The 13,144-nt window shown below is 66.0% G+C and carries 8 protein-coding genes; 5 read left to right on the top strand and 3 right to left on the bottom strand.

Annotation, left to right across the window (positions count from 1 at the left end):
* Nucleotides 1–14: 14 nt before the first annotated feature.
* Complete coding sequence (locus tag ACP7AX_RS08630; protein WP_426226120.1) at nucleotides 15–1,160, bottom strand: endonuclease/exonuclease/phosphatase family protein; 1,146 nt, start codon at nucleotides 1,158–1,160, stop codon at nucleotides 15–17.
* A 47-nt stretch (nucleotides 1,161–1,207) separates the two neighbouring features.
* Nucleotides 1,208–2,269 carry an endonuclease/exonuclease/phosphatase family protein gene (locus ACP7AX_RS08625; protein WP_426226119.1) on the bottom strand — a complete coding sequence of 354 codons (1,062 nt, stop codon included), beginning with the start codon at nucleotides 2,267–2,269 and terminating at the stop codon, nucleotides 1,208–1,210.
* A gap of 463 nt (nucleotides 2,270–2,732) precedes the next feature.
* Between ACP7AX_RS08625 and ileS the strand changes: the two genes are divergently transcribed.
* From ileS to ndk, 4 genes are read left to right on the top strand one after another with little or no spacing between them, the layout of a single operon-like run.
* Nucleotides 2,733–6,077 carry an isoleucine--tRNA ligase gene (ileS, locus tag ACP7AX_RS08620; protein ID WP_426226118.1) on the top strand — a complete coding sequence of 1,115 codons (3,345 nt, stop codon included), beginning with the start codon at nucleotides 2,733–2,735 and terminating at the stop codon, nucleotides 6,075–6,077.
* A 3-nt stretch (nucleotides 6,078–6,080) separates the two neighbouring features.
* Nucleotides 6,081–7,439 carry a bifunctional folylpolyglutamate synthase/dihydrofolate synthase gene (locus tag ACP7AX_RS08615; protein WP_426226117.1) on the top strand — a complete coding sequence of 453 codons (1,359 nt, stop codon included), beginning with the start codon at nucleotides 6,081–6,083 and terminating at the stop codon, nucleotides 7,437–7,439.
* Between the two features lie 2 nt (nucleotides 7,440–7,441).
* A complete protein-coding gene (locus ACP7AX_RS08610) occupies nucleotides 7,442–7,888 on the top strand; it encodes a DUF4233 domain-containing protein (protein WP_131683948.1) in 447 nt (148 codons plus the stop codon).
* Nucleotides 7,889–7,925: 37 nt separating this feature from the next.
* Nucleotides 7,926–8,345, top strand: coding sequence for a nucleoside-diphosphate kinase (gene ndk / locus ACP7AX_RS08605; RefSeq protein ID WP_426226116.1), 420 nt, complete (start codon nucleotides 7,926–7,928; stop codon nucleotides 8,343–8,345).
* A gap of 118 nt (nucleotides 8,346–8,463) precedes the next feature.
* Here the strand turns inward: ndk and ACP7AX_RS08600 are convergent, their stop codons facing one another.
* A complete protein-coding gene (locus tag ACP7AX_RS08600) occupies nucleotides 8,464–9,141 on the bottom strand; it encodes a vitamin K epoxide reductase family protein (protein ID WP_426226115.1) in 678 nt (225 codons plus the stop codon).
* Between the two features lie 448 nt (nucleotides 9,142–9,589).
* On the opposite strand from ACP7AX_RS08600, the gene ACP7AX_RS08595 reads away from it, so the two are divergent.
* Entirely contained in the window at nucleotides 9,590–13,033 is a 3,444-nt protein-coding gene (locus ACP7AX_RS08595) for an Rne/Rng family ribonuclease (RefSeq protein WP_426226114.1), read from the top strand.
* The last annotated feature ends 111 nt before the right edge of the window (nucleotides 13,034–13,144 follow it).

Below are 13,144 nucleotides of genomic sequence, written 5' to 3'. Positions count from 1 at the left end.
GTCAGGCGGAACGGTCAGGCGGCCGGGAGGGCGAGCGGGAGGGCGAGCATGGCCAGGACGGCGGCATGGTCCGTGCCCGGCACGCTGTGGACCTGATAGCCGGAGCTGCCCACCTGCGGGCTGGTGACCACGTGGTCGATGGCGATCCCGGGAAGCGGCGGACCCTCCATCGGCCACGTTGGCAGGAGCCGGGAGCCCGAGGCTGTGCCCACATCCACCAATCCCTGGCCGGCGGTGAGAAGGTCCCGGAATTCGGAGTGGTCGTAGGTGGCGTTGAAGTCACCCAACAACAGCCTGTTTCCCGGACGGTCCGCCAGCCGGCCTACCGCCGCCAGGTCACTGCGCCACTGCTCAACGCCGTCATCCACCGGTGGCAGCGCATGCACGTTTGTCACTTCCAGAACACTGACCGGTCCGCCCTGCCCAAGCGTCAGCCGGACCGTAGGCATCCGGAACGGAGTGTCCGGGATGAGGCCCACCTGTTCGAGGGCGTACGTGGAGTACACAGCACTGCCGGCACCGTCATCGGTGGGATCGCTGATCCGGTGCGGCAGGATGGTGTCCAGCCCCGCTGCCGTGAGCCGCTGCTCCAGTGCGCCGCTGTGTTCCTGCACGGCCAGGAGGCCAATTCCGTGGTCCTTGACCAGCTGGACTATCCGGGCGGCGTCGGCCTGGCCAAACTCGGCATTAACACTCATCACCTTGAGCTCCACCATGCCGGCGCCATCGGCGCCCGCATTCGCGCCCGCAGCGGCTTCTGCAACCGGCCGGGGTGCGTCGAGCGAAAACAGCCAGAAAACCTGGCACAAAAGCAGTGCCGCGGCAACAATCTGCAACCATCGCTGACCGCCGAGGAACGCCAGGACCAGCGCCACGGCAGCCGGCACCATCAGCCACGGGGTGAAAGACACCAACTGGACTGCAAGGACCGGCCATTCGGCGGGAACCGCCCGGAGGACCGAGCAGCCGGCGGCCGGCAGCGCCACCAGGAGTGCCAGCCAACGGCAGGCCGCGGCGGCCACTTTCCTTGCATTGGCACTGGCACTGCCTCGGCCCCCGCCCGGACCCGGGCCCGGGCCCTGAGCCGTCCTCACTGCATCTGGTCCGGCCGCGAAGGTGTGCGGCGTCACTGCTTTGGTGCCAGGGGCGGAAGACGTCATGGGTCCGAGTGTAGGCACTGGGTGGCGATGGTGCGCTGTCCCTGCTGTCAGCCGGGGAGCCGGAGTTCCACCACGACGGCGGAGTGGTCGGTTCGTGCAAACCTGACGATAGCGAAATGCCCGACGCTGATGTTGGGGGTGACCAGGACATGGTCCAGGGCCACAAACGGCGGGATCCCGGCATTGACCGGCCAGGTGGGTGCCAAACCCTTGCCCGCAGCCTTGGCCGCATCAATGAGCCCGGTGGCCAACAAGTCCCGGAACTCCCGGTGGTCCTGGCTGGCATTGAAATCGCCGAGCAAGATGGCCGGATTGGAGCCCGGCAGGGCCAGCCGCAGCTCGCCCAGCTGACGCAACTCGCGGCGCCAGAAAGGTGTATGTCCGGGCCGGGGTGAGGCAACATGAACGGCGGTCAGGTGGACACCGCCGGTTGTACCCGGAATGGTTGCCACTGCCCGGGTCTGGTAGAAGTTCGTACCGGGCACGCGCTCCTGGGCAGCCAGCGGGAACTTGGAGAAGATTGCGCTGCCCGTTCCGGCCCAATCCACATCCAGTGCACGGTAAGGGAAGTCGCCCGCCAATCCGGCGCCATCAAGGGCTTCCAGGCCCAGCGGTGCAAGCTCCGGCAGGGCCAGAATATCCACGTTCCTGGTCCGCACCTCGTCCAGCAAAGCCTCCGCATCGACGCCGGTGGAGCCCACATTCAGTGCCATGACGGTGACTCTGCGGGCCGCCGGGGCATCGCCGGCTTCCGGGGCCGCCAGGGGCGCTGCCGCCGCCAGTTCAGTGCCGGGAAGGATGCGCGGCGCCACAGTGCCCATCTGCAGCAGCATGACCGCGGTTACAGCGGTGGCCAGCAGCGTCCGGCTGAACCGGGGATCCAAACACAGTGCCAGCACAGCGGCCGCCAGCGCAACAGCAGTGAGCGGGACGCTGGCTGGGAAGAGGGACAGCAGTTGGAGCCAGGGCGTCCCGATGTCCCACGGCATCAGCCGAAGCCCTGTCAGGAAGGCGCCGGGCAGGAACAGCAGTGCCGCAGCTGCCCAGCAGAACCATGCGGTCACGCGCCGGAGCCGCTTGTCCCGTCGGCGCACACCGGCCCTCTGCATACGGTCCATTATTGGGGGCCGGTCCCGGTCCTCCAACGGTTACGCCCCCCAACATGCCCCCCATCTTCCACAGTGGGCCCGCGCACCAGGACTGGCCACCACTACCGCACCCACGCCGGGAGACCCACAGCCGGCTCCGCGACGGGGAATGGCGGCGGGCTGCCTGCCGATAGTAGACTCAGAGGCGGCGACGACCCGGCTATCACCGGTGAGCTTCCGGAAGAACGCATGGACGGCCAGGGATCTGGCCGGCGGTGTCAGTAGAACCGGACGGGTAAGCCCGTCACAGCAGTAATGAGCGGCCGGTTGGCAGTTTCCTCCCAAGGAACGCTGGCACCGGTAAGTGAGGTGGTACCGCGGTAAGCGTGCAGTCCCCGGACTGCACAGGAGCCGTCCTCGCATCCTGAACGGAACTGGGCAGCAGCAGCTGGACAGTTCACCAGCTCAACCCAGGATGTCGAGAATGACGTATTACCCCAAAGCCTCAGCTACCCCGTTGGCCACCGATTCGACCGGCCCTGCCGCCGGCGTGTCCCACTCCGTGAAGTTCCCGGAGATCGAGGAGCGCATCCTGAAGTACTGGGAGCAGGACGGCACCTTCCAGGCCAGTATTGACCAGCGCAGCGCCGATGCTCCCGGGGGAACGCCTGGCAGCAACGAGTTCGTCTTCTACGACGGCCCGCCCTTCGCCAATGGCCTGCCTCACTATGGCCACCTTCTCACCGGCTACGCCAAGGACCTGGTGGGCCGCTACCAGACCCAGCGCGGCAAGCGGGTGGAACGGCGTTTCGGCTGGGACACGCACGGCCTCCCCGCCGAGCTGGAAGCCATGAAGCAGCTGGGCATGACAGACAAGACCCAGATCGAAGCCATGGGCATCGACAAGTTCAACGACGCCTGCCGTGCTTCAGTGATGAAGTATGCCGATGAGTGGAAGAGCTACGTCACCCGCCAGGCCCGCTGGGTTGACTTCGAAAACGACTACAAGACCCTCAACGTTGAGTACATGGAGTCCGTGCTCTGGGCGTTCAAGCAGTTGCACGAGAAGGGCCTGACCTACAACGGCTACCGCGTGCTGCCGTACTGCTGGAAAGACGAAACACCGCTGTCCAACCACGAGCTGCGCATGGACGACGACGTCTACAAGAACCGCCAGGACCAGACCGTCACGGTCACCTTCCCCATCACGGCAGGGGATTCCGAGCTGTCAAAGCAGCTGACCGGGGTCCAGGCGCTCGCCTGGACCACCACCCCCTGGACCCTGCCCACCAACCTGGCGCTCGCCGTCGGGCCTTCCATCACCTATGCGGTGGTGCCTGCGGGCCCCAACGGCATCAAGGCCGCTTCGGCAGACGCGCCCGTCGCGGGAACCTTCCTCCTGGCCGCAGACCTGCTGGCCGCCTACGCCAAGGACCTTGGCTACGAGGACGCCGAGTCCGCAGAAGGGGCGGTGGTTTCCACCCACCTCGGCTCAGACTTGGAAGGGCTGCAGTACCAGCCGCTGTGGAGCGACTTCAGCGACACCGAGAAATACGGCACCCAGAACGCCTGGCGCATCCTGGTGGCTGACTACGTCACCACCACGGACGGTACAGGCCTGGTCCACCAGGCCCCCGCTTACGGCGAGGATGACCAGAAAGTCTGTGAAGAGGCCGGCATCCCGGTGGTGCTTTCCGTGGATGAAGGCGCCAAGTTCCTGCCGCTGTTCAAGCACGGGGACCTGCACGACATCGCGGGCCTCCAGGTCTTCGAGGCCAACAAGCCCATCACCCAGGTGCTGCGAGCCCAGGGCCGCCTGGTGCGCCAGGCCAGCTACGAGCACAGCTACCCGCACTGCTGGCGCTGCCGCAACCCGCTGATCTACCGCGCGGTCTCCTCCTGGTACGTGGAGGTCACCAAGTTCAAGGACCGGATGTCCGAGCTGAACCAGGAGATCAACTGGATCCCGGGCAACCTCAAGGACGGCCAGTTCGGCAAATGGCTGGCAAACGCCCGCGACTGGTCCATCAGCCGCAACCGCTACTGGGGCAGCCCCATCCCGGTATGGCAGTCCAGCGATCCGGAATTCCCGCGCATCGACGTCTACGGCTCCCTCGCCGAGATCGAAGCCGATTTCGGCCGCCTGCCGCTGAACAATGACGGCCAGGTTGACCTGCACCGCCCGTTCATCGACGAACTGACCCGCCCCAACCCGGATGACCCCCGCACCCCTGAAGAGGGCCAGTCCGTGATGCGCCGCGTCGAGGATGTGCTGGATGTCTGGTTCGATTCCGGGTCCATGCCGTACGGCCAGGTGCACTACCCGTTCCAGAATGAAGCCTGGTTCGATACCCACAACCCCGCCGATTTCATCGTGGAGTACATCGGCCAGACCCGCGGCTGGTTCTACATGCTGCACATCCTGTCCACCGCGCTCTTTGACAGGCCGGCGTTCCGCAACGTCATCAGCCACGGCATTGTGCTGGGCTCGGACGGGCAGAAGATGTCCAAGAGCCTGCGCAACTACCCGGACGTGTCCGAGGTACTGGACCGCGACGGTTCAGACGCCATGCGCTGGTTCCTGATGTCCAGCCCCATCCTGCGCGGCGGCAACCTGGTGGTCACCGAGCAGGGAATCCGCGATGGCGTCCGGCAGGTCATCCTGCCGCTGTGGAACGTCTACAGCTTCTTCACGCTCTACACGAACGCGGCCGGCGCAGCCGGTGGACAAGCGAAGGGCTACGACGCCCAGCTGCGCTACGACGGCTACTCCGACACGTTGGACCAGTACCTCCTGGCCAACACCGGGGACCTGGTCCGCAACATGACCGCCCAGCTGGACAGCTACGACATCTCCGGCGCCTGCGACGAACTCCGCAGCTACCTGGACATGCTCACCAACTGGTACGTGCGCCGCAGCCGCCAGCGCTTCTTCGACGAGAGCGTTGACGCCTTCGATGCTCTTTACACCGCGCTGGAGACCGTCTCCCGCGTTGCTGCCCCGCTGCTGCCGCTGGTTTCCGAGGAGATCTGGCGCAGCCTCACCGGCGGCCGGTCCGTGCACCTGGCAGACTGGCCCGAGGCAAAGCTTTTCCCCTCCAACCCGGCGCTGGTGGAAGCCATGGACCGCGTGCAGCAGATCTGCTCCACCGGCTCCTCACTGCGCAAGGCCGCCAACCTTCGCGTCCGGCTCCCGCTGCAGGAACTGACCGTTGTGGCACCCGGCGCGGATGCGCTGGAAGGCTTCGCCGCCGTCGTAGCTGACGAACTGAACATCCGTTCGGTCCGGCTGCTCGACGCCGGTAGCGCCGCCCCGGAGGAGTTCGGGATCGAGCAGAAGCTGGTGGTCAACGCCCGTGCTGCGGGCCCGCGCCTGGGCAAGAACGTCCAGCAGGCCATCAAGGGATCCAAATCCGGCGATTGGTCAGTTACCGACGCCGGTCTGGTCACCGCCGGGGGGCTGGAACTGGAACCGCAGGAATACACGCTGGAAACCGTGGTCGCGGAAACCGCTGAGGGTGCCGGTTCACGGGCCGCTGCAGTGCTGCCCGGCGGCGGCTTTGTGGTGCTCAACACCGAGGTCACACCGGAACTTGAAGCCGAAGGGACGGCACGCGACATGGTCCGCGCCATCCAGCAGGCCCGCAAGGACGCCGGGCTGAACGTCAGCGACCGGATCCGGACCACCGTCACGGCCGTGCAGCAGGTCCTCGATGCCCTGCTGGCCAACGCCGAACTGGTCAAAACCGAAACCCTGACCCTCGAGCTGGACACCGTACCGGCCGGCTCAGGCGAACCGCGCATCACCGTCGAAAAGACAGAGGCCTAGGAAATGACCGACGAATTCTCCGTGGAAAGTGTCTACGCCGAGCTGCTGGGCCGGGCCCCGGAAAACAAGATGGAGCCGCGTCTTGCGCCGCTGTTCCGTGCCATGGATGTGCTGGGGGAGCCCAACAAGGCTTTCCCGATCATCCACGTGACCGGCACCAACGGCAAGACCTCCACTGCCCGGATGATCGAGGCAGGGCTGCGGGCGCACGGCCTGAGCACCGGCCGCTACACCAGCCCGCACCTGTCCAAGGTCACCGAACGGATCAGCATCGACGGCCACCCTGTGTCGGATGAGACGTTTGTCCGCATCTGGGATGAGATCCGGCCCTACCTGCAGATCGTCGACGACGAACTCACCGCAGCGGGCGAGCCCCGGCTGACGTACTTCGAATGCCTGACCATCCTGGGGTTTGCCGTGTTCGCCGACCAGCCGGTCAACGTGGCAGTGATCGAGGTGGGACTTGGTGGCATCACGGACGCCACCAACGTTGGCGACGGCCAGGTATCAGTGATCACCCCCATCTCCCTGGACCACACGGACCTGCTGGGAGACACCACCGAGGACATCGCCTACGAGAAGGCCGGGATCATCAAACCCGGCGGTTTCCTGATCAGCGCAGCCCAGCCCGTTGACGCGGCCCAGGTGCTGCTGGAAAAGGCCAAGGAAGTCTCCGTGCCGTTCCGTTTCGAAGGCGTGGAGTTCGGCGTCGAGTCCCGGACTGTGGCTGTCGGCGGGCAGGTGGTCAGCATTCAGGGCATCGCCGGCCGGTATCCGGAACTGCTGCTGCCGCTGCACGGCGCGCACCAGGCCCAGAACGCGGCCGTTGCCGTGGCTGCCCTCGAGGCCTTCTTCGGCGGCGAAAAGGAACTCGACGCCGAAGTGCTGCAGGAAGCCTTCGCTTCCGTCACCTCGCCGGGCAGGCTGGAAGTGGTCCGGACGGCGCCCACCATCATCGTGGACGCCGCCCACAACCCCGACGGAATCCGGGTCTCGGCCGAAGCGATCCAGGAGGCCTTCAGCTTCACCCGGCTCGTGCCGGTGGTTGGCGTGCTGAAGGAGAAGGACGCCGAGGAAATCCTGCGCCAGCTCAAGGAATCCCTCGGTGAAATCGCGGAGGAATATTGCTTCACCCAGTCCAACTCGCCGAGGGCAGTACCGGCAGCCGAGCTGGCTGAACTCGCAGTGGAGATGGGTTTCGGCGAGGACAACATCCACATCGCCGAAAAGCTCGACGACGCCCTCGAATGGGCCGTGGAACGCGCCGAAGCCAACGACGACCTCTCCGGTGGTGTCCTGGTGACGGGGTCAATCACCCTGGTGGCCGAGGCACGGATCCTGCTCGGAAAGACGGAGGCTTAGCCATGGCCAGACTGACCAAGGCCCAGCGGGAGTGGCGTCCCGGGATGCCCAAGAAGCGCCGGTCCACAAAGGTGATGTTCGCTTCCACAGTCCTGCTGCTCGAGGCATTCGTGGTGTTTTTCGCCACCCTGGCCGTTTTCGGACTTAAGCGCGGGGAGTTTCCGCCGGCGCTGATCCTGGGCACCGGAATCGCCCTCAGCCTGGTTATGATCTTCGCGTGCGCGGTGCTGTCCAGGCCTTGGGGTGTGGGGCTGGGCTGGATCCTGCAGATCGTGCTGATCCTGACCGGGATCGTTGAACCCATGATGTTCCTCGTGGGCGCGCTGTTCGCCCTCGCGTGGTGGTACGGGATCCGGACCGGCATCCGGATCGACTCCGAGTCCGCGCAGCGCGAACGCGACCAGGCCGAATGGAACTCGGCGCACCGGGACACCCCGGAAGCCTCGTAGAATTGTCCCGAAACCCCACCAACGCATTGGAGCAGTTGTGAGCATTGAGCGCACCCTAGTTTTGATCAAGCCCGACGGCGTGGCCCGCAACCTCAGCGGCGCCATCCTGAGCCGCATTGAGGCAAAGGGTTACACCCTCGCCGAGCTGAAGAAGGTGGACGCGAGCCGCGAGTTGCTGGAGCAGCACTACGAGGAGCACGTGGGCAAGCCGTTCTACGAGCCCCTTGTGGAGTTCATGCTCAGCGGGCCCGTAGTGGCAGCGATCTTCGAGGGCCACCGCGTCATCGAAGGCTTCCGCTCCCTCGCAGGAACCACCGATCCCACCATTGCCGCACCGGGAACCATCCGCGGCGACTTCGGCCGCGACTGGGGCCTGAAGGTCCAGCAGAACCTGGTCCACGGATCGGATTCGGTGGACTCCGCTGAGCGCGAGATCAAGATCTGGTTCCAGGCCTAGCCAACGCGGGGTCACTGAAAACCCATGCCGGGCTGTTTATCGGGCGTTATATGACCCCGCCCTGCACACAAAAAAGAGCCCCCGCTTCTTCGGAAACGGGGGCTCTTTTGTGCGTCTGCTAGAAACCGGACGTACCCGCGAATACCTGAATGAAGGCGAAGAAGATCGTGGCGATCACTGCCACGTACAGCAACGCGGTGATGATCCAGCCAGAGTCGCCGAGCAGGCGCGCCGCGCCGGCCGGGGCCGGGATGACACCATGGGTGACGTTCCGGATGGTCACCCAGACAAACAGTGGAATCATCGCGGCCCAGACGATCATGCAGAACGGGCACAGGATGTGGATCTCGTAGAGGGCCTGGGACCACAGCCACACCACAAACGCGAAGCCCAGCGTAACGCCAACCTGGAGCCCGAGCCAGTACCAGCGGGCGAAGGTGGCCGCGGACAGCAGGGCCATGCCGACGGCGAGGGTGACGGCGAAGGCCACAATGCCGATGAACATGTTGGGGAAGCCGAACACCGAACTTTGCCATGTCTGCATGACCTGGCCGCAGGAGATCCACGGATTCACATCGCACACGGTGGTGTGGTTGGGATCCTTGAGGACCTCAAGCTTTTCCAGGACCAGCGTCCCGGACGCCAGCCAGCCGATCAGGCTGGTGATGACCATCAGCCAGCCCAGGGGCCGGTTGCGGGTCATGGGCGGAACGGCTGCTGAAGTCACAGGATCCGGGCCTGCCATGCGTTCGGCTGCGGGGCTGCCGGTGCCTGTGGCGGGGGAGATGCTGGGCATGGTTCGTGGCGTCCTTTGCGTCGGGTGCTCCTTGCCTGATTGTAACGCCGTGGGCTGGGGACAGCATTCAGCCGGAAGGCCGTTCGATCCGCGTCCGGGCTTCCGCCGTCTTTCAGTCCGGGTGTGAGAGAATGAACGTGGCTGGAGGCCGACCCACATTCGGACTCCGGTCCGGTGGCTTGTTCCCAAGACCGCCAATGACGAGCAGGGCAGGCTTTGGATCCTCTGATCCGGCGTCCCGCGTCCCATTGGTCGGCACCTGGTTGTGGCACGTAGAACAACGGGTTTCAGGACACAGCCAACGGCTCCCACGGGCTGCCGCACCCCACTGCCGGTGCGAACCTGAGAGTATCCACTTGACTTCTGTCAACGCCTGCGGGTTTTGACAATATGTGCCCCACTGGGTGCCGGATGTGGCGGTACGTCAGGGGCAGGAGTGTTGCCACATATGGAAAACGAACAAGTACCAGCCGTTAATGACGAAGCAGCAGTGGCTGAGGCCGTTGAAGCGCCGAAGAAGGCCACCCGGACCCGCCGCAAAGCGGCACCCAAGGCTGCAGCCGCCACGGACACCGCAATCGACGCCGGTGCCGCAATCGACTCCGGTGCCGCAACCGCGGCAGAGGCAGCAGCGCCCGGCACGCCTGAGGCACTGACTCTGACCGGCGACGACGCCGCCGCTGCACCGGCCGCCAAGGCGCCCGTCCGCCGGACACGCACACGCAAGGCAGCCGAGGCAGAACCGCTTCCCGCCTTCGCTGCCGAGGCCACGGAAACACCCGCTGCTGTAGAGCCTGCTGCCGTGGAGGCTTCCGCCGCGGTACAGAGCGAAGAGACTGCCGTGGACACGAAACCTGTCCGTCGCCGCCGCGTAGCCACCCGCAAGACCTCAGCCCCTGCGACTGCTGCACCGGAAACTGCCGCAGCCGCTGCTCCTGAAGCCGTGACTGCCCCTGAGACTGCCGCTGCTCCTGGAGCCGCTGTGGCTGTGGCCGCAGTAGTACCCGGAGGTGAGTCACCGGAAGTTCCTGAAGCCCCTGCAACGCAGGCTCAGGAGCAGCAGGAAACAGCTCGGCAGGAGACCGCTGCCCCGGCGGCAGAGTCCGCCCGCGCCGAGGTGGCCAGTCCCTTTGGTTCACTTTTCCTTGAACCAGGCTCGTCCACGTCGGTGCTTTTCCAGGCGCCTGACCTGAGCACGGTGGCCCGCCCGGTGCCGGCCGCCGTTCCAGCGGCCGTTGAACCTGAAGAGGACGACGCCGAAGACGGCGAAGCGGACGACGCCAACGGCCGCCGCAGGCGCCGCAGCCGTGGCCGCCGTGGCCGCAGCCGCACCGACGATACTGATAACGACGCCGAAGCTGCCGAAGGCGGCCAGGACGGCGCCGCTGAAGACGACGAAGAATCAGCAGGCCAGGCCGAAGAAGGCGTGACGTCCCGCCGTCGCCGCCGCCGCCGCCGTGGTGATCAGGACCTGGAGCTGACCGGTGGAGAAGGCGACGATCCGCCCAATACGGTGACACGCGTCCGCGCACCGCGCGCCGCCACCGAAGCGCCGGTCAATAACCGCGTGACATCCGTCAAGGGCTCCACCAGGCTCGAAGCCAAGAAGCAGCGCCGCCGCGAATCCCGCGATACCGGCCGCCGCCGCACGGTGATCACCGAGGCCGAGTTCCTGGCCCGCCGTGAATCCGTTGACCGGCAGATGATCGTCCGCCAGCGCGACGACAGAATCCAGATCGCGGTCCTCGAAGACGGCGTCCTGGCCGAGCACTTTGTCTCCAAGACCCAGCAGGACTCCCTGATCGGCAACGTCTACCTCGGCAAGGTGCAGAACGTGCTGCCTTCCATGGAAGCCGCGTTCGTTGACATCGGACGCGGCCGCAACGCCGTCCTCTACGCCGGCGAAGTGAACTGGGAAGCAGTCAACCTCGAAGGCAAGCAGCGCCGGATCGAAAACGCGCTCAAGTCAGGCGATACGGTCCTGGTTCAGGTCACCAAGGACCCCGTAGGCCACAAGGGCGCCCGCCTGACCAGCCAGATCTCCCTGCCCGGCCGCTACCTCGTGTACGTTCCCGGCGGCTCCATGACCGGCATATCACGCAAGCTCCCCGACGTCGAACGCAACCGCCTCAAGCGCATCCTCAAGGACCGCCTCCCGGAGCATGCCGGCGTGATTGTCCGCACCGCTGCCGAAGGCGCCTCGGAAGAGGAGCTCACGCATGACATCAACCGGCTGCGCGCCCAGTGGGAGGGCATCGAAAGCCAGTCCACCTCAACGAAGATCCTTGCCCCCGAACTCCTCTACGGCGAACCGGACCTCACCATCAAGGTGGTCCGAGACGTCTTCAACGAGGACTTCTCCAAGCTGATCGTCTCCGGTGAAGAAGCCTGGGACACCATCGAGGCCTACGTCACTTACGTTGCCCCGGACCTGGTGGGCCGGCTGGAAAAGTGGACCAAGGACCAGGACATCTTCGCTGCCTGGCGGATCGACGAGCAGATACACAAGGCGCTCGAACGCAAGGTCTTCCTGCCGTCCGGGGGCTCCCTGGTGATCGACCGTACCGAAGCCATGACCGTGGTGGACGTCAACACCGGTAAGTTCACCGGCAGTGGCGGCAACCTCGAGGAAACCGTCACCAAGAACAACCTCGAAGCAGCCGAAGAAGTGGTCCGGCAGCTCCGGCTCCGCGATATCGGCGGCATCATTGTCATCGACTTCATCGACATGGTGCTCGAGTCCAACCGCGACCTCGTCCTGCGCCGCATGGTGGAGTGCCTGGGCCGCGACCGCACCAAGCACCAGGTCGCCGAAGTGACATCACTGGGCCTGGTCCAGATGACGCGCAAGCGGATGGGCACCGGGCTCCTTGAGGTCTTCGGGGAACAGTGCGAAACCTGCGCCGGCCGCGGAATCGTCACCCATGACGACCCCGTGGAACACCGCCGGGCAAATACTGTTGCCGCTGAGCACCACGTGCAGCGTGCCGACAGCCACCGGACCGAAGCGCCGCGCACCGATCAGCGCCCTGACCAGCGCATGGATCCGGCGCGCGGAGACAACCAGCCCGGTGGCCGCACGGACCGCAAGCGCCGCCGTGGCCGCGGGGGCCAGCCCCTCGAAGTCGCGCCGGCAGCCCCGGTGCAGATCCACACGGTCCACCCTGACCCCAGTGACGCCGAGCGCCACGCCAAGGCTGAGGCCACCAGGGCTGCACTGGCAAACATTGCCGCTGCTGCACACGCTGCACACGTGCATGAAGAGGAGGTGGCGCAGGCACTTGGCGCTGCTGGCCAGGCTGCTGCGGCGGCACCGGCGAAAGCACCAACGCCGGCACCTTCCCAAGCGTCAGCCGCAGCACCTGCGGAACGCACCGGAACCGACCCCAGCAGCCGTCCCGGTGCAGTGCTGACGTTCGGTGGAGAGCAGGTTGTGCTGCCGTTCGTGGAGCACCACGCGGATCACCCGCAGTCGCCTGCCCTGACCCTGGACCGGCTTGCCGAGGCCTTCGCGCATCTGGGTGCACCGGTTGCCGGGCCTGAAGCCCAGGCAGCTGAAGCTCCGGCTGCCGGGACGGCCGTACCGGCCGAAAAGGCCCAGGCTGCAGTCCAGCCGGCCCGCCAGCAGCCAGCCGCGGAGGAGAAGGACTACTCGGATCACACCGCGGACCAGACACGTACCCGCCGGCCGCGGCGTAACCGAAGTGCCAGCCGTGCCCAGGGCGCAGCCAATGCCACGTCAGTGGAGCATCACGAGGCCGCGCCTGCGGCTTCCGCCGGGCACTCCCACGCCGCCAAGGCACCGGAACCCGCCAAGGTTCCTGCCGCTGACAAACCGGCTGCGGAGGCCCCCATCATCCTCGGTGTAGGGGTTCCGGCTTCAGAGCTCTGACCAACCAAGCCGCGATGCCCGGCCGCGCCTGTTCTAGACAGGCGCGGACGGGCATTGCGCTTTAACCACCCGCCTTCAGGGTGTGGACGCTGGCCCCAAAACGTCACGGAA

The organism is Pseudarthrobacter sp. DSP2-3-2b1 (genome assembly GCF_049895945.1).
Classification (GTDB): Bacteria; Actinomycetota; Actinomycetes; order Actinomycetales; family Micrococcaceae; genus Arthrobacter.
This window is presented reverse-complemented; position numbering and strand designations above follow the sequence as displayed.